Annotated in this window: 17 protein-coding genes and 1 pseudogene; 9 read left to right on the plus strand and 9 right to left on the minus strand. The window is 72.0% G+C overall.

Annotated elements, in window-relative coordinates; all coding sequences use genetic code 11:
- Position 1 precedes the first annotated feature (1 nt).
- The 5 genes from BJY14_RS02765 to BJY14_RS02785 all read left to right on the plus strand — a co-directional run bounded on the left by BJY14_RS02765 (position 2) and on the right by BJY14_RS02785 (position 3,967).
- Positions 2–688 (plus strand): response regulator, encoded by a 687-nt coding sequence (locus tag BJY14_RS02765; RefSeq protein WP_179842136.1) that lies wholly within the window; start codon positions 2–4, stop codon positions 686–688.
- 107 nt (positions 689–795) lie between these two features.
- Positions 796–1,038, plus strand: coding sequence for a hypothetical protein (locus BJY14_RS02770; protein WP_179842137.1), 243 nt, complete (start codon positions 796–798; stop codon positions 1,036–1,038).
- Between the two features lie 123 nt (positions 1,039–1,161).
- Entirely contained in the window at positions 1,162–2,568 is a 1,407-nt protein-coding gene (locus tag BJY14_RS02775) for a hypothetical protein (RefSeq protein ID WP_179842138.1), read from the plus strand.
- Entirely contained in the window at positions 2,565–2,774 is a 210-nt protein-coding gene (locus BJY14_RS02780; RefSeq protein ID WP_179842139.1) for a hypothetical protein, read from the plus strand. Before BJY14_RS02775 ends, BJY14_RS02780 begins: the two co-directional genes overlap by 4 nt.
- A gap of 23 nt (positions 2,775–2,797) precedes the next feature.
- Complete coding sequence (locus tag BJY14_RS02785) at positions 2,798–3,967, plus strand: carbohydrate-binding protein (RefSeq protein WP_179842140.1); 1,170 nt, start codon at positions 2,798–2,800, stop codon at positions 3,965–3,967.
- Between the two features lie 480 nt (positions 3,968–4,447).
- Here the strand turns inward: BJY14_RS02785 and BJY14_RS02790 are convergent, their stop codons facing one another.
- Entirely contained in the window at positions 4,448–4,999 is a 552-nt protein-coding gene (locus BJY14_RS02790) for a DsbA family oxidoreductase (RefSeq protein WP_179842141.1), read from the minus strand.
- 114 nt (positions 5,000–5,113) lie between these two features.
- Here BJY14_RS02790 and BJY14_RS02795 point away from each other — a divergent pair, with 114 nt between their 5' ends.
- Positions 5,114–5,713, plus strand: a complete 600-nt coding sequence (locus BJY14_RS02795; RefSeq protein ID WP_179842142.1) for a TetR/AcrR family transcriptional regulator — start codon at positions 5,114–5,116, stop codon at positions 5,711–5,713.
- Here the strand turns inward: BJY14_RS02795 and BJY14_RS44300 are convergent.
- Together BJY14_RS44300 and BJY14_RS47630 are read right to left on the minus strand one after the other, a co-directional pair.
- Positions 5,673–6,383, minus strand: coding sequence for a TetR/AcrR family transcriptional regulator C-terminal domain-containing protein (locus BJY14_RS44300; RefSeq protein ID WP_312879773.1), 711 nt, complete (start codon positions 6,381–6,383; stop codon positions 5,673–5,675). The two genes, BJY14_RS02795 and BJY14_RS44300, sit on opposite strands and share 41 nt — an antisense overlap.
- A gap of 73 nt (positions 6,384–6,456) precedes the next feature.
- Positions 6,457–6,669 (minus strand): annotated as a pseudogene (locus BJY14_RS47630) (GntR family transcriptional regulator); the annotation flags it as partial.
- Positions 6,670–7,435: 766 nt separating this feature from the next.
- Here BJY14_RS47630 and BJY14_RS02805 point away from each other — a divergent pair.
- Positions 7,436–8,869 carry an NAD(P)/FAD-dependent oxidoreductase gene (locus tag BJY14_RS02805; protein ID WP_218905028.1) on the plus strand — a complete coding sequence of 478 codons (1,434 nt, stop codon included), beginning with the start codon at positions 7,436–7,438 and terminating at the stop codon, positions 8,867–8,869.
- Complete coding sequence (locus BJY14_RS02810) at positions 8,869–9,888, plus strand: hypothetical protein (protein ID WP_179842143.1); 1,020 nt, start codon at positions 8,869–8,871, stop codon at positions 9,886–9,888. Before BJY14_RS02805 ends, BJY14_RS02810 begins: the two co-directional genes overlap by 1 nt.
- 114 nt (positions 9,889–10,002) lie before the next feature.
- On the opposite strand, the gene BJY14_RS02815 is transcribed toward BJY14_RS02810, so the two are convergent.
- On the minus strand, positions 10,003–11,442 hold the full coding sequence (locus BJY14_RS02815; RefSeq protein ID WP_179842144.1) for an MFS transporter: 1,440 nt from the start codon (positions 11,440–11,442) through the stop codon (positions 10,003–10,005).
- Positions 11,443–11,530: 88 nt separating this feature from the next.
- On the opposite strand from BJY14_RS02815, the gene BJY14_RS02820 reads away from it, so the two are divergent.
- On the plus strand, positions 11,531–12,106 hold the full coding sequence (locus tag BJY14_RS02820; protein ID WP_179842145.1) for a TetR/AcrR family transcriptional regulator: 576 nt from the start codon (positions 11,531–11,533) through the stop codon (positions 12,104–12,106).
- Positions 12,107–12,146: 40 nt separating this feature from the next.
- Here the strand turns inward: BJY14_RS02820 and BJY14_RS02825 are convergent, their stop codons facing one another.
- The 5 genes from BJY14_RS02825 to BJY14_RS02845 are packed head-to-tail and all read right to left on the minus strand — an operon-like array spanning position 12,147 to position 16,938.
- A complete protein-coding gene (locus BJY14_RS02825) occupies positions 12,147–12,899 on the minus strand; it encodes an SDR family oxidoreductase (protein ID WP_179842146.1) in 753 nt (250 codons plus the stop codon).
- On the minus strand, positions 12,896–13,690 hold the full coding sequence (locus BJY14_RS02830) for an enoyl-CoA hydratase/isomerase family protein (protein ID WP_179842147.1): 795 nt from the start codon (positions 13,688–13,690) through the stop codon (positions 12,896–12,898). Before BJY14_RS02830 ends, BJY14_RS02825 begins: the two co-directional genes overlap by 4 nt.
- A complete protein-coding gene (locus BJY14_RS02835; protein ID WP_179842148.1) occupies positions 13,671–14,510 on the minus strand; it encodes an alpha/beta fold hydrolase in 840 nt (279 codons plus the stop codon). Before BJY14_RS02835 ends, BJY14_RS02830 begins: the two co-directional genes overlap by 20 nt.
- Entirely contained in the window at positions 14,507–16,168 is a 1,662-nt protein-coding gene (locus tag BJY14_RS02840; protein WP_179842149.1) for a CocE/NonD family hydrolase, read from the minus strand. Before BJY14_RS02840 ends, BJY14_RS02835 begins: the two co-directional genes overlap by 4 nt.
- Positions 16,168–16,938 (minus strand): SDR family NAD(P)-dependent oxidoreductase, encoded by a 771-nt coding sequence (locus tag BJY14_RS02845; protein ID WP_179842150.1) that lies wholly within the window; start codon positions 16,936–16,938, stop codon positions 16,168–16,170. The genes BJY14_RS02840 and BJY14_RS02845 overlap by 1 nt, the downstream gene beginning before the upstream one ends.
- Between the last annotated feature and the right edge of the window lie 6 nt (positions 16,939–16,944).

Genomic DNA, 16,944 nt, shown 5'->3' on the forward strand with positions numbered 1-16,944 from the left:
CATGGCCGACTCGGCAGACCTGACCACGCGGGCCGCCGGCCGCGACCGGGAACCGATCCGGGTCCTGGTCGCCGACGACAACCCGGTCGTCCGCTCCGGGCTGGCGTCGCTGCTGGGAGCGGCCGGGATCACCGTCGTCGGGGAGGCCGCCGACGGAGAGCGGGCCGTCGCGCTCACCGAACGGCTGCGCCCCGACCTGGTCCTGCTGGACGTCCGGATGCCGCTGCTCGACGGCATCGGCGCCGCCGCCCCCCTCGCCCGGATCAGCCGGGTGCTGATGCTGACTTACTCCGACGACCCCGAGATCGTGCGCGAGGCCGTGGCGAACGGCGCCGCCGGATACCTCGTGCACGGAACCTACGACCAGGACGATCTCGTGACCGCGGTCCACGACGTCGTCGGAGGCGGCAACCCGCTCTCCCCGGCCGCGAGCGCGGCGCTGGTCGACGCCGTCCGGGTCGCGTACGCGGGGGACCCGATCGAACGGTTCGGGCTGTCGGCCCGCGAGATCGCGATCGTGGACCTGGTCGCGCGCGGACTGTCCAACCGCGAGATCGCGGGCCGGCTGTTCCTCGCGGAGAAGACCATCAAGAACCATCTCAACCGCGTCTACCCGAAGATCGGTGTCTCCTCCCGCAGCGGGGCCATCGCCCTCTGGCTGCGCCTGCGCCCGCCGCAGGACGACTGAATTTCCGGGCCCCGGCCCAACGGAAATAGGGACCATCAGCCCTGTGATCGAGGGCCATTGGTTTCTAGCGTATTGATTGCAAAACACCGTTTCTACCGGGAGGCGACATGTATTCAGTTCGTCTGGTCCTGCTCATGCAGAATGGCTGCGACAAGCTCGGGAAGTGGTACGCCGACCGGGGCGAGGGCGAGCGCGGGGTGACCATCACCGAGTACGCGGCCCTGCTGGTCCTCGTCGGCGCCCTGGTCACCGCGCTCTACGCGGCGGGCCTGCTCAGCAAGTTCTCCAGCGCGGTGAGCAGCGCGATCAGCGCCATCTTCACGCCGTCGAGCGGCTCGGCGACCTCCTGAGGCACCGCGATGCGCCCCGACACTGACGAACGGGCGGGACGAGGCGCCGGCGCCCCGGCACCGCCGCCCGTCCCGGGTCCCGGTCGGCCGGGGCGGGCACTCCCCTGCCTCGGCCCTCCAGGAATGGTGACGCTCTACGCCGCGGTATGGATGGTGTTCGGCTGGGCCAACGGCCAGCGGCGGCTCGCCGACAGTTCCTTTCTGTGGCATCTGAGGACGGGGCACTGGATTCTGGAGCACGGGATTCCGCGCTCGGACATCTACTCCTTCACCGCGCCGGGGACGTCCTGGGTCGCCCAGTCCTGGCTCGCGGAGGTCTGCTACGCGCTGCTGGACACGGCCGGCGGCCCGGTCGCCCTCCGGCTCTTCGGGGCCGCCGTCGGGCTGGCGATCGCGGCGCTCTCGTTCCGGCTCGCGCTGCGGCTGTCCAACGACCGGCTCGCCGCCGCGCTGCTGCCCGCGTCCGGGCTGATCGCGGCCGGCCTGGTCTGGTCGGAGCGGCCGCTGCTGCTCGGCGTCCTGGCACTGCTCGTGCTGGTGTGGGTCGTGGACGTCCCCGAATCCCCGGCCGGGCGCCGCCCTCACCTGGTGATCCCCGTGGTGATGTGGCTGTGGGTGAACGTGCACGGCAGCTTCGCGCTGGGATTCGGCTTCCTGGCCCTGCATCTGGCCGGCCGCTGGCTGGACGGCGCTCCGCCGTGGCGGGACCGCGAGCGGGCGCTGGCCCGGGCGGGGCTGCTGGCGGGGGCGGTCTGCCTGGTCAACCCCTACGGACCGGCACTGCTGTGGTTCCCCGTGGCGCTGCTGATGCGCGGCGACGTCCTGGCCGCGATCATCGAGTGGAAGTCCCCGGATCTGCGGACGCCGCAGGGCATGATGTTCGCCCTGTTCCTCGCGACCGTGCTGGTGGTGCTGGCCCGCGCGCGGCGGCGGCCGTCCCGGCGGGACGTCCTGGTGCTGGTGTCCTTCCTCCTGCTGGCGCTGTGGGCGCAGCGCAACATCGCGGCCGCCCCGGTCGTCGCCCTGCCGATCGTCTCGCGCCTCGCCGGCCGCGACGCGCCGCGCCCGGACGCCCGGCGCCGCCCCCACTGGGTCCCGCTGGCGCTGGTCCTGGCGTTCGCGGTGTTCTGGACGGCCGACCGGCTGCCGCGCCCGGCGTTCGGCCATGACGTCACCGACTACCCGGTAGCGGCGATGCGCGCCGTGGAGCGGAACGGGCTCCTGGGCCGGCGGCTCCTCACCACCGACGTGTGGGCGGGCTACACGATCCACGAGTACTGGCCGCGGCAGCGCGTCTTCATCGACGACCGCTACGACATGTATCCCCGGCAGCTCATCCACGATTACCTGCGACTCCTCGGAGGCGAACCCTCATGGCGCAGCACTCTCGACCGCTATCGGGTGGAGGTGGTGGTCTGGCCCCGCGAGCACGCGTTCGCACAGATCCTCTCCGGCGACCTCCGCTGGAAGCTGGTGTACGCCGACGCCGCCGCGGTGGTCTACACCCGGATCGGAGCGACCGCGGGGTGACGACGGCCGGGTACGGCGCCCTCCTGGTCGTGGTGGGCGGGCTGGTCGTCGCACTGCTGACCGTCAACCTCCCCTGGGTGGTCGAGGCGCGCTCGTCGGTCGCGGTGTGCCGGATCTACCGCCTCGTCGGCCAGGACTGCACGCCTGACAAGCCGCCGAAGCCGGGCCCGAGCCTCCTCCAGTACGCACAGAGCTGCCCCTCCTGACCGGAACGAAGGATCGGAACGCGATGAACTCGACGGGCACGGCGGCACGGCACGAGGAGCGCCCGCGCGCGCGGCGGCTGCGGAACCGGGCGCTCACCGCGGGAGTGGTCGCCACCATGGCCGCGGCGGGCCTGGTGACGACACCCCCGTGGGCCCGCGCGGACGACGACAACTCCGACGATTTCGCAAACTGGTGCAAGGACCACACCTCCGACTGCGACTACCCCGTCGCCCCGAAGACCGGCACGGACGAGTTCGACCGGCTGCTCTACGACATCTGCGACGAGAAGGGGGGCGGGGAGGCCGAACCGACCAAGTACACCTGGCACCAGAAGGACAAGTTCCTGGGCGACTGGATGCTGTTCCAGCCCGTGAACGCGGACGGCTGCGAGTTCGTCCCGGACGGGGAGCCGATCGTCCAGACCGGCAAGGACCCCAAGCCGTACCGCAACGACCGGAACCAGTTCACCCGCAACTGCGCTCAGACGGCCGACGCCATCGTCACCACGCAGTACCAGGACACCGAAGTCAAGCTGTACACCGTGGGCACCAGCGTCTCCGTCGGCGGCAAGGCCGGGCTGTTCGGCCTCGCCGAAGTCGAGTGGAAGGTCGAGTTCAACTTCTCCTACCAGTGGGGCACCTGGACCTGGAAGGGGCAGAGTTTCGCGGTCCCGCCCGGCTACGTCGGATGGCTGGAGAGCACCGAGGACTGGGGCGTCATGAAGGGACGCTACAAACTGAACTTCCCGCACCCCCTGCGCGGCCACTACTACTGGTACACGCCCCAGGTCACCATCGAGGCTCCGCTCAAGGGAACCGGCACCACCAACTACCAGGTCCGGCCCATGACGGACGAAGAGATCAAGAGGATGTGCCCGCACTGGGACTGGGACGGCTGGGACCCTCGCGACGACCCGAGCGGCAACGGCGGCACCACGCCGCCCACCTGCACGTCGGGCTCCCCCGGCGGTCCGACCGGCCAGCCGAGCACGACACCGCCGTCCGGGACCACCGGCCCGACCCCGACGGACAGCGGAACCTCCAAGCCGCCCGAGTGGGCGGCCGGGCAGGACTACGAACTCGGCGACCGGGTGACCTACGGCGGCCACACCTACCAATGCCTGCGCGCCCACGTCTCCGACGCCGGATGGACCCCCGACCGAACCCCCGAACTCTGGCGCCGCCTCAACTGACCCCGAAGGTCCGAGTTACCTGGCGGACGGTAGCTCGGCGTGGTTCTTCTCGCGGGTCGAGGTGAGCAGGTGGGCTCCGGTGTGGACGGCCTTCAGGGTTACGGGGAGCATGATCGCGGCGTCGCGGAGTGTCCGCGCCGTGTCGCGGCGGACACCCGCGCGGCCGAGCGCGCGCCACAGTGAGCAACCTCGCTGACGCCGCCTGCGCGGCGGTTCGATGCGATTCCCCGCGTCAGGTCGATTAGGCGGCTCGGCGAAACAACATCGCCGAGCGGTCCAATGAGGCCGGGGGCTTCAATGCAGAGCGGGCACCTGGTGACAGGCGACCTGACGCCCGGCCGCCAGGTCGAGAGCACGCACTGAGCTAGGCAGACGTCGTTCCTCTGCTTGGCTGCGCCTGGTGTTGGTCAGAACACTGATTCCGCAGCCAGCAGGCGATCGGACGATGGGCGGCGGCGCGGTGAGTCGACTCGCATCAATTCACTTCGCAGCGTGGCGAGCGACACGGCTCCGACGAGGACGGTCCCGTCCGGGAAACGGAAGACCGGCACTCGCGGGCCGGACGCGCGAGCGGGGCCGCGCTGGTTCCGCGCGGGGCCTCTCGCCGTCCCACCGGACGCCGATCGCGGAGGCCAGCCCCCGCAGCACGTTCACGTCGCCGATGTCCAGACCGTCACTGAAGTAGGCGCGGTAGAGGCGGGCGGTCATGTCCTCGGCGTTGCCTTGCGCGGCCGCCAGCGCGATGAGCCGGTGGGCCTCGCCGGTGTGGGCCGGCACGATCCGGTCGAGGTTCACCACCAGGCCGTCGGCCGCCGCTGCCCGTGCGATCTGCTCGATCCGCGCGGCGGGGGCGGGCTGGAGCTGGCCGCGACCCGACGGTGTTTCCGTTGACGAAGGCTCGGTCTCGTACGGCCTGAAGTCGACCTCCAGTTCGCCGCCACCGGCCCTGTGCTCCTCGGCGGCCCGCCGGAAGCGAATGTAGGCGAGCGCCGACCAGACGCAGGCGATGTCGTGCGTGAACTCAACTTCCATGGGCTCGTCCCTCAATGGCGGCACGGATCGTTCCGTGCCGCCTCAGCATGCACGCCCCCCGCGTCTCACGTCAATACGGAACGTTCCGTGCCGCCTGAGCGGTATGCTGGCCGCATGTCACCCAGACGTCCCGAGCGCCGAAGCGAAGAGGCCGCCAACGCCGTCATCAAGGCCGCGATGGACCTGTGCCAGGAGGTCGGGTACCGCAAACTCAGCATCGAGGGCATCGCCGCCCGCGCCGGCGTCGGCAAGAACACCATCTACCGCTGGTGGCCGTCCAAGGCCGCCGTGCTGCTGGACGGCCTGCTGTCCACATGGAAGATGGACGCGACCTTCCCCGACACGGGTGACTTCATCGCCGATATCAAGGCGCAGATGGCGGCGGCCTCCCGCATCCTCGGCGACCCGGACGTCTTCCCGCACTACCGCGCGCTGATCGGCGAAGCCCAGCACGACCCCGACCTCCACCGGGCCCTGTGGGACAACTTCATCGGTCACCTGGCGGGAGCCGCCGCCGAACGCATCCGCGCGGCGCAGCGCGCAGGCCAGGTCCGTTCCGACGCCGACCCGGTCCTCGTCACCGAACTGCTCTACGGCGCCGCCTACTACCGCCGACTGCTCACCCCGCGCATCGCCGACACCGCCCACGTCAACGCCATCGTCGACCTCGCATTCACCGGTCTTGCCCCGGCGGCCGACGCACCCGCCCAGTAGCGGCCTGCGAACCCGGCATCTCGGCGCGGGGCGTGTTCGAGCGGTCGGCGAGCATCGCGGCGAGTCCGTCCAGATGCCGCGCGAGGGCGTATTCGAAGAGCCCTTCGAGGTCTTCCGCCGTTCCTTGGGGAACAGCGGAGAGAAGGGGAAACCGGGTGCGGTTGACGGTCTTCCACTCGCGCACCGGCGGGGTCGGGTTCCAACTGTGGAGACTCGTTCCGGTGGTGTTCCCGGTGCAGTCCTCCTCGGCCAGGGAGCCTGCAGCGGCGACGGCGATCGAATGGATGGTGAGAGCTTCGCGCACCCGGATTTCCATCGAGAGGCCGAGACCGTCGAGGGCGCGGAGCACCCATTCGGTGTGCGCCATCATGTTCGGCGCGAACAATGGCCGCATGAATGACACGGTCTTCGGCAGCCAGAGGTGGCGTCGACACAGCTCCCATTCGGCGCGGGCGATGAATTCCAGCTTCGCCCGCCACTCTGCCGGCCCTTTCGCCGGAAGGATGACCTCGCCGAAGACGTGGTCGGCCATGTGCATCAGGAGCTCTTCTTTGCTCGTGATGCTCTGGTAGAGGGACATCGGCCGGACGCCGAGGTGCGCGCCGAGCCGTCGTATCGACACCGCTTCGATTCCCTCGGCGTCCGCGATCGCGATGGCCGCCTCCAGCAGCCGCGTGCGCTTGGCCGGTCCCCCGGCCGGCCGGGGGGGCCTCGCTCGGGCCGGCGGCGCTGACCACGGTTCCCGCGCCGACGCGCGGTTCGACCAGGCCCTGCTCGCGCAGGACGGCGGCCGCCCTGGTCGCGGTCGCGACCGCGACCCCCCACCGCTCGGCGATCTGGCGGATCGACGGCACCCGGTCGCCGGGCCTGAGCTCGCCGGACTCGATGCGCGATCGGATCTCGGCCGCGATCACAAGGTACGGCGGATCCGGTCGCCGTGTCGCCGACATGATCATCCCCCTCCAGGCAGTCGCCCACTCTGTCCCGACCGCGATCTCCGGTGCAACTGAACTAGTTGACTTTCCTGCCGGACTAGTTCACTTCTTCCCTGCTGGGCGTAGAACAGGGGCTTTTCTGTGGTTACGGTGTATCGAGTGAAAGATACGCCGTACGAACACCCGTCTGCGGGACGGCTGCTCCGAACCGGCGCGTCCTCGACCGGAGCACCTCGCGCAGGCGGCGACACGTCCAGGGGGAAACCCATGAGAAGCCGCCGCGTCCTGATCTCGGGCGCCGGGATCGCCGGCCCCACGCCGGCGTACTGGTTACACAGGTTCGGTCTCTAGCCGACCGTCGTGGACGCGCGCCCGACCTGCGTGCGGGCCGGTACGCGGTCGACATCCGTGGCGAGTCGCCGAGCGGACGGGCATCGACCCTCATGGACGGCAGCCCCACACCGGCGCGCATGGCATGGCGTTCGTCGATCACTCGGGCAAGCGGGCCCCGGCGCCGAGCGCGGAAGTGTCCTGAGACTCCGGCGGCCCATCGCCGAGGCGGCGATCCGCCGGACGACCTCCCCGCGGATTCTGAACGCCGCACCGCGCAATGACGTCGAGTGCGTATTCGGCGGCTCGATCAGCGATATCGAGAATGACGGCGGTGGCGTCAGGCCCGCTGGGAATCCGGCGGGTCTGGAGACTTCGGGCCTGGCGTTCGGCCCGGAACAGCGCTTCGTCCAGCGTCCAAAAAATGAGCGCACACCTAAATGACCAAGGAACAGAAATGGAGCATGCGATGGTGACCAGGATCGAGACCGACTACCTCGTGGTCGGAGCCGGCGCGACGGCAATGGCCTTCGTGGACACGCTTCTCACCGAATCGGACGCGACCGTGGTGATGGTCGATCGCTACCACCAGCCCGGCGGGCACTGGACGGTCGCCTACCCGTACGTGCGGCTGCACCAGCCCTCGGTGATGTACGGCGTGAACTCGCGGCCGCTCGGCAACGGAGCGGTCGACAGCGCCGGCTGGAACGCCGGGCTGTACGAGCTGGCCGGCGCGGGCGAGATCTGCAGCTACTACGACCAGATCATGCGGCAGACGTTCCTGCCGTCCGGCCGGGTGTCGTACTTCCCCATGGCCGAGTACGACGGCGCCGGCCGCTTCCACCTCACGACCTCCGGCGATGAGTACGAGGTGACCGTGCGCCGGAAGGTCGTGGACACCACCTACCAGGGCGTGACCGTGCCGGCGATGCAGCCTCCGGAGTTCCCGGTCGCCGACGGCATTCACCTGGTGCCGCCCAACCGCCTGCCCGCCGTTCGCGCGCCCTACGACCGGTACGTCATCGTCGGCGCCGGCAAGACCGGCATCGACGCCTGCCTCTGGCTGCTCGAGCAGGGGGTCGACCCGGCGAAGCTGACCTGGATCATGCCCCGCGCGCCGTGGCTCATCGACCGCAGGACCGTGCAGCCGATGCCGCTCCGCCGGCCCGAGGAGATCGTGCGTGACCACATGGCCCGGCACGAGGCCGTCATGGGCGCCGAGTCCGTCCCCGACCTGTTCGAACGGCTCAACGCCGCCGGCACCGTGCTGCGCATCTCCGCGGACGACCGGCCGACGGCGTTCCGCTGCGCGACCGTCTCGCGGGCCGAGCTCGACCAGCTGCGCCGGATCGAGCACGTCGTGCGCCTCGGCCGGGTGAAGCAGATCACCCGGACCGACATCGAACTCGACGGCGGCAGCGTGCCGACCGGCCCCCGCGCGCTGCATGTGGACTGCACCGCCGACGCCATCAAGCAGCGCCCCATCGTCCCGATCTTCCAGGACGGGCTGATCACCACGCAGTCGGTGCGCGTCTGCCAGCCGGTGTTCAGCGCCGCGCTCATCGCGCACGTGGAGACGGCGTACGGCGATGACGCGGAGAAGAACGCGCTCTGCCCGGTCTCGCAGAATCCGCGCACCGACGCCGACTGGCTCCGCTTCGCCATCTCCGGGAACCTCGAGCAGCTGCGCTGGGCGGGCAACGCCGAGATCGGCCACTGGCTGAACACGTCCCGGCTCCAGCCGAACATGGCCCCGCCGATGCCGGAGGACCCGGCGCTGCGGGCGGCGTACGAGCAGCAGGCCATGGCCCTGGCCGAGGCGCAGACCGCGAAGCTCGAGGAGCTGCTGCTCGCGCACACGGCCCGCACCGGGACGGGGGGCGCGGCCTGATGACCGGACGACTGAACTGGCGCCGGATCAGTGCCCCGTGGGCGCTCGTCCTCCTGACGACGGCGTGCGCGGAACTGACCTTCACCGCGGTCGCCGTACCGGCGACGTGGCTGCTCCTGCCGCTGCTGCTGGTGATGTACGGGGCGGGGGTCCTGTTCATCCGGGAGGCGGTCGTCCGGGTCGGCGGCGGCTGGCCGAGTCTCGTGCTGCTGGGCCTGGCCTACGAGCTCGCCGAGGACGGGCTGGGCCTGCAGGCCCTGACCAGCCCCCGGATGTACGGCGCCGCCGACTGGGGCCTGCGTTTCCTCGGCCTGAACTGGACCTACTGGGAGTCCCAGATCGGGGTGCACGTGGTCCTCAGCGTCCTCGTCCCCATCGCCCTCGCCGACCTGCTCTTCCCGCATCGCCGGAACCGGCCGTACCTGGGCCGGGGCGGATTCGTCGGCGTCGGCGCCCTGGCGATCGTGGGCGTGTTCGGGCTGCGCACCATCGTGTCGGCGATCGTGGATCCCGGATACCAGATGCCGTGGAGCGCGATGGTGGTGTTCACCGCACTCATCATCGGGCTCGCCGTGCTCGCTCTGATGGGCGTCGCCCTCCCGCACCGTGAGGAACTCGGCCGGGCCGATCGGCGCGCGCCGCGCCCGGGGGTGGTGGGGTTCGTGTCCATGTATCTGACCATGGCGTTCCTGACGACGGTGCTCCCGCTCGGCCTCGGATCCACGATGCTGCTCGGCGACATGATGGCGCCGGTTCTCCTCCTGGTCGTGGGGGCCATGACCGCCGTCCCGTTCGGGCTGGTGGTGCTGCGCTGGCGCACGGCCGCCAACTGGAGCGACCGGCACCGGATCTGGCTCATCGGCGGGATCCTCGTGTCGCACACCGCGTTCATGATGCTCGGTTCAGTGCTCAGTGCGCTGCTCGGCGCGCTGACCCTGGCGGCTTCGGTCATGCTGCTGATCAAGCTGGCCGGCCATGTCGCACAGCGCGAGACCCAAGCGAACACAGTCCTGGTGTGACAACCACTAGGACTGTGCGCGGCCCTGCACGGGTACTTCGAGCGGCGGTGCTCCTCGAAGTACCCGTGCAGGCCGAAGCCTCGCGGTCGCTGTTCCCGGGATCCCTCGCCGCGGTCAGTGGCTCGTGGCGTTCTCATGAACGCGCGGGGCCGGGCTTGCCGGACGTGACGACTCAGTGCTCCTGGTCAGCCACAGGCCCGTGAACACGGCTGTGGCCAGGGTGACGACGCCCGCCACGACGAAGGCGCTGGTGAGTCCCTCCTCGAAGGAGGCGCCACCGGACTCCCGGGTGCGGACGACGGCTCCGAGCACCGCCACGCCGAGGACCGCGCCGATCTGCCGCGTGGTGCTGCTGACGCCCGAGGCCAGGCCGCCCTCCTGCGGGCTGACCGACTGGATGGCGGCGCCGGTCAGCGGCGACATGGTCAGGGCGAACCCGATGCCGACGACGGCCAGCCGCCACCACACGTTCGCGTAGCCGGTGTCGGCCTGCACGAAGCCCAGGGCCAGCAGTCCCAGCCCGGCCAGCGCCAGGCCGAGGGTGACCATGATCCGGAAGCCGTACCGGGCGGCGAACCGGCCCGCGAACGGGCTGACGACGACCATCGCGAGGGTGGCGGGCAACGTCTGCACCCCGGCTCGCAGGATCGAGCTGCCCTGGACGTAGACGAAGAACTGGGAGAAGAAGAACGACGAGCCCATGAGCGCGAAACCGACCACGATCATCGCCGTGTTGGAGACCGTGAACAGCCGCTGCCGGAAGAGGCGCAAGGGCAGCATCGGTGCCGCGACGCGTCCTTCGACGACCACGAAGGCGGCGAGGATCACGGCCGCGGCGGCGAAGCCGCTCAGGATCACGGGCGAGGTCCAGCCACGGGAGCCGCCCTCGATCAGCCCGTAGGTGAGCGCCCCCACGCCCAGGACGGACAGGACCGTTCCCGGGACGTCGATCGCCGGCGCGCTCGGGTTGCGGGACTCGTCCAGGGTGCGCAGGCCGGCGACCAGCAGGACCGCGCCGACGGGCACGTTGACGAGGAAGATGGCGGGCCAGCCGAAGGCCTCCACCAGGACGCCGCCGGCCAGTGGTCCGGCGGCCAGACCGATTCCGCTGAATCCGGCCCACAGCCCGATCGCCCTGACCCGCTCCTGCGGGACCGGGTACGCGGCGGTGAGCAGGGTCAGCGAGGCGGGGCTCAGCGCCGCGGCCCCGACGCCCTGCAGCACCCGCCCGGCGATCAGCCAGCCGATCGAGGGCGCGACGGAGCACAGGACGGACGCGGCGGTGAACACCACGACGCCCGTGAGGTACATCCTCTTGCGGCCGAAGCGGTCGGCGAAGACGCCGCCGGACAGCAGCAGCATGGCGACCAGCAGCACGTAGGCGTCGACGATCCATTGCAGCCCGGTCAACTGCGTGTGCAGCCGCTCCTGCATGTCGGGCAGCGCCGCACCGACGATCGTGTTGTCGAGCAGCACCATGAACTGCCCCAGGCAGGTCACCGTGAGCAGCGCCGCCCGGTTGGGCACGGCCACCGGCGGTGCGGACTTCGCCATCGCTCCTCCTAATGCAGTTCTCTACTGCGTTAGGAACCTAGATGGTGGGAGCTGTAAACGCAACTGGGAGCTGCGCTAAGGTGGGCCCATGGAGGAGAGACGGCCGGCCCGGCGGCCCGGCGGGCGCAGCGCCCGTGTCCGAGCGGCGGTGCATCAGGCCGTCACTGACCTGGTCGGCGAGCGCGGCTACGGGGAATTCACGGTCGGCGACGTCGCGGCCCGCGCGGGCGTGGCCGACACCAGCATCTACCGCCGGTGGGGCACCCTTGAGTCCCTGCTGACCGACGTGGTTCTCACGCGCCTGAACGCGCAGTCGCCGATGCCCGACACCGGGAGTCTGTCCGGTGACCTGCACGCCTACGCGGCCCAGGTGGCACGCGAGATCACGGGACCCGACGGTCTGGCGGTGCTGCGCCTGACCGTCGCCCTGTCGAACAGGGGCGAACGCGGTCTGCGGGCGCGTGACGACTTTCTCGCCGAACGCACCCGGTTCGTCCAGGCCATGCTCGACCGCGCCGGCGAACGCGGCGAGAGCCCACCCGACGTGCTGGGCGTGCTCGACCACATCATGGCCCCGATGTACATCCGCGTCCTGTTCGGCGCGGGCCCGCTCACCCCGGACTACATCGCCGGGCTGGTCGACCGCTTGCTGGAACGGCCCTGATCCGCACCCGGGCCGTCGGTGGGTGGGTATGCCGTCGGAGTCAGCGGAGGGAGTTGCCTCCGTCGGCGATGAGGGCGCGGCCCGTGATCCAGGCGGCCTTGTCGCCGCAGAGGAACGAGACGACCCCGGCGAGGTCTTCGGGGGTGCCTGCGCGGCCCAGTGGGGTGGCGCGGGCGGCGGCGGACAGGAGGCGTTCGGGGTCGGGGCTGATGTCGCGCAGCGCGTCCGTGGCCACCACGCCGCCGCTCACCAGGTTGACCGTGATGCCGTCGCGGCCGAGTTCCACCGCCAGGTAGCGGACGACGCACTCGGTCGCGGCCATCGCGGCGGCGATCGCGGCGTAGCCCGGCACGTGCCTGCTCGTCCCCGTGCTCACGGTGGTCACGACCCGGCCACCGCCGGTCAACTGCGGACGTGCCGCCGCCACCAGGGCGAGGAGGGAGCCGACGCGGGCGGCGAACATCTCCTCGTAGGTGTGCCAGGGCGTGTCGAGGGCCTCGCCCAGGGACGGTGAGGTCGAGCCGAAGCCGGTGGCGTTGGAGATGACGGCGCGCACGGGGCCGAGCCGTTCGCCGGCCGCGCGCACGAACTCGGCGCACTGGTCCCGGTCCGCGACGTCCAGCGCGAAGGCTTCGGCGCGGCCGCCGTCGCCGCGGATCCCCTCGACGACCTCGGCGGCGGACTCCGCGTTCCGGTGGTAGCCGACCGCGACGGCGTAACCGTCGCGCGCGAGCGTGCGCGCGGCGGCGCGGCCGATGCCGCGGCCGGCGCCGGTGATGACGGCGGTCCTCATCGGTGCTCCCCGAAAGCGACGCGGTCGCCGTCGGCCGCCTCCGCGTAGCGGCGGCGCGCGTCGTCCTGGAGCGTCCTGGACTCGGGACTGGCCAGCCGCTCGGCGAAGAGGGCGGCCTCCAGGCGGAGGCCGTCGGTGAGCGGCATGCGGGAGCCCTCGACCAGCGCCTGCTTGGCGGCGCCGAGGGCGGCGGCGGGGCGGGACGCCATGTGCCGGGCCAGCCGGACCGCCTCCGCCCGGAATCCCGCGGCGGGGAGCACCCGCTCGACGATCCCGCACGTCCAGGCCTGCTCGGCGGTGAACACGTCGCCGGACAGGACGACGTCGGCGGCGCGCCCGGGGCCGATCAGGCGGGCCAGGCGCTGGGTGCCTCCCGCACCGGGAATGATGCCGAGCGCGGTCTCCAGCAGGCTGACGTGGGCGTCCGCCGAGGCCCAGCGCAGCGTGCAGGCCAGGGACAGTTCGAGGCCGCCGCCCCACGCCTGGCCGTCGATCGCGGCGATCACCGGCTGCGGGATCCGCTCGATCCGCCGCATCGCGGTGTACCAGATCCGGGCGCGCGGCACCGGCCCCCGGGAGAGTTCGGCGAGTTCGTCCAGGTCGGCGTGCGCGATGAAGTAGCCGGGGACGCCGCCGGTGAGCATCACGACCCTGACGTCCGGGTCGGTCTCCACCCGGGCGAGCTGGGCATCGAGTTCTTCGAGCGCGGCGAACGTGAGGAAGTTGCGCGGGGGGTTGCGGTAGGTGAGGACGGCGACGCCGCCGCCGTCCTCACGACTCCACATCGTCATGTCGGCCCTTCGGTGAGTCGAGTCCGTGCTCGGCGAGGAACCGCAGCACGGCGCCATTGAAGAAGTCGGGGTTGTCCTGGTTGGCCAGGTGGGCGGCGTCGGGGACGACGAGGTGGCACGCCAGCGGGTCCCGGCGCTCCCAGACGGGCATGGACGTGCGGAAGTTGCCGAGCCGGTCGTGCTCGCCGCGCAGCAGCAGCTCGGGCAGCTCGATCCGGTAACCGGGCTCGGGGTGGAGCGCGCCCACCAGGCTCGCCATGACCGCGACCATGTCCGGGCGCGACATCCGGGCGGCGGTCTCGCGCACGTACTCGCGGACACGGGGGTTCCGGGCGGAGGCCCTGGCCTCCTGGCGGATCAGCGCCCCGCGCGGGTACCAGGGCAGCATGCGGACGACCGCCGCGGCCTGGATCCGCTCCCGGCGCGACAGCGGCAGGGTGTTCCCGGCGCAGCCCAGCGCGACCAGAGCCGAGACCCTGCCCGGGTGGTGGTGGACGATCTCCTGGGAGAGGTTGCCGCCCATCGACTGCCCGACGAGGACGGCGCGCTCGACGCCCTCCTCGTCGAGGATCGCGAGCAGGTCGTCCATGGCCGCGCGCAGGCTCCACGCCGACCGGTTGGGGATGGAGCGGCCGTGCCCCCGGACGTCCCACAGCACGATCCGGTGCCGGGCGGCGAACGCCTCGATCTGCGGTTCCCACGTGCGGTGGTCGAGGGTGGCGCCGTGGGTGAGGACGATCGGGGCGCCGTCGCCGGAGCCGCCGGTCCAGTAGTGGATCTCGCAGCCGGGGCGCCGGAGGGTCCGGTGCCGCGGCGTCACGGCCCCGCCCCGTCGCCCAGAAGGAGGACCGACGTCCCGTAGTGGACGCTCTGGGCGGACGGTGTGCCGGGTCCGGCCGCGGCGGCCGGTCCCCCGTCACCCTGGTTGCGGTCGAAGTGCGGGAAGTTGCTGCTGGACAGCAGCAGCCCGATGCGGTGGCCCGCCGCGAAGCGCTGGGCCGTGTACCCGAGGTCGATCTCCAGCGCCACGGGCTCCCCCTTCGGCACCGGCGTGTCCGGGCCGTCGCGGTGGCTCAGCCGGGCCACTCCCTCGCAGACCGGCAGCAGCCGCCCGTCCGGCAGGCGGTCCACCAGCCGGGCCATCACGTCGGCGTCCGCCGCGTCGGTGGCGAACGAGAGCTTCAGCCGCACCGCGCCGATCACGTCGGTGTCCTCGCCGAGCACGTCGCCGAGGTAGAGCAGGACGTCGGTCCTCTCGGCCGTCCGGCTCAGGTCCAGCGGACCGGGGACCAGGCGGCCGAGGTGCAGGACGCGCCCGCCGCGGCTCGGTACCGGGGCGGCCGGTTCGTGGACGTAGCCGTCGGGCTCCGCGGAGCCGGGCTCGGCGGACAGCCGGCCCGGCGGCCCGCCCGCGACGGCGGGGCCCGCCAGGTGGAGGGCGTGCCGGGCGGCGCCCGGGGGCGGCCACCGCTCGGCGCCGCGCCACTCGTCGGCGCCCATCAGGAAGTACCGGACGGGGGCGGGCCCGTCCGGTCCGTCGAGGCAGCGGCGGAAGAACTCCAGGTGCCGGGCGGGGAGCCGGGCCGCCGCGGCCGAGGCCGCGACGCCGAAGTTCACCTCGCCCTGCAGGTGGGTCAGGGCGCCGGTGTGCGCCCAGGGGCCGACGATCAGTTCGTGCCGCAGGTCCGGGCGCAGCCGCCGCATCTCCAGGTGGCCGCGGACGGTCGCGGTGGCGTAGACGTCGTACCAGCCCGTCACCGACAGGACGGGCACCTCGACCGCCGCGTGGTCCCAGTCGGGCAGGGCCCGGACCCGCCCGTCCAGCAGGTCGCCGACGCGGATCGGGAACCCGGGCAGGTCCAGTTCCGGCATGGCGGCGAGCGGCAGCCGCCGCATCGCCCGCTCCGGGTCGTGGATCAGCGCCGCGACCTTCGCGACGAGCGCCGGGTCGGCGTCCGGCCCCAGCCGCCCCAGCCAGTCGGCGGCCATGTAGGCCAGCCATCCGACCAGGTGGTCGAGTCTCAGCGCGCCACCGGTGTCGCGGACGTCCGCCGCCGCGCCGGTCGTCATGGCCGGGGCGATGCCGCGCAGGTGCGGCGGGCGCAGCGCGGCGCCGAGCCAGGCGACGATGCCGAGGTAGGACGTCCCGGCGAGGAACACGTTGCCGTCGCACCAGGGCTGCGCCGCCGCCCACTCCACGGTGTCGTAGGCGTCCTCGGCTTCTTGCTCCCACATGACGGGCCGCCACTCGCCGTCGGACTCGAAGCGGCCCCGCGTGTCCTGCACCAGCGCGGCGAACCCTCCGGCGAGGCAGTGCTGGGGGTGCAGCGTGTCGGAGCTGATCTGCCGCCGCCCGTACGGGGTCCGGAACACCACGGCAGGGGCCGGGGACGGCGGCCGCCACAGGTCGCCGCGCAGAACGACGCCGTCCCGCATCGGGGTCTCGACGCCGCCTTCGATGCGTCCCAGCTCCGCCATCACACGGCCTTGAGGGTGAGCATCGTCCGGGCCATCTCGTTCCACCCGGCGGTCGCGCCGCCGTCCACGGTGAGGGCGCAGCCGGTGAGGAAGGAACTGCCGGGCAGCGCGGCGAACACCGCGGCGCGGGCCTGCTCCTCGGGGGCGGCGAGGCGCCCGGCGGAGGTGGTCGCGGCCAGGGAGTCGCGGAGCGGGCCGGGCGGCCACAACTCGTCCACCATCCCGGTGTGCGTGGGGCCGGTGACCAGGGCGACCGCGCGGATCCCCTGCGCCCCGTAGTCGACCGCGACCGACTGGGCGAGGCCGATGAGGGCGTGCTTGGCCATGTTGTAGACCGGGGAGCGGGGCGTCGCCGCCACTCCGCACATCGAGGAGGTGAACACGAACACTCCCCCGTGCGCGCGCATGTGCCCCACCGCGGACCGCACCAGGTAGAAGTTCGCGTCGCAGCACACGCCCATCACCTTGCGGTAGTCGGCGTCGGTGAGGCTGTGCGGCCGGCCGGGGACGTTGACGCCGGCGTTGCCGTGGACGACGTCGAGCCGTCCGTGCCGGGAGGCCACCGCGTCGACGACCTCGGCGACCTGCGCCGGATCGGAGACGTCCGCCTGGACGATCCCCTCCCCCGCGACCAGGTCCACCCCGACGACCTCGGCGCCCACGGCCCGGAACAGCCGCACCGAGGCGGCGCCGATGCCGCTCGCCGCGCCGGTGACCAGGACGACCCGGCCGTCGAGGCGGCCGAAGACGTCGCCGTCTGTCTTGGTCATGCGTTC

The organism is Actinomadura luteofluorescens (assembly GCF_013409365.1).
Taxonomy (GTDB): Bacteria; Actinomycetota; Actinomycetes; order Streptosporangiales; family Streptosporangiaceae; genus Spirillospora; species Spirillospora luteofluorescens.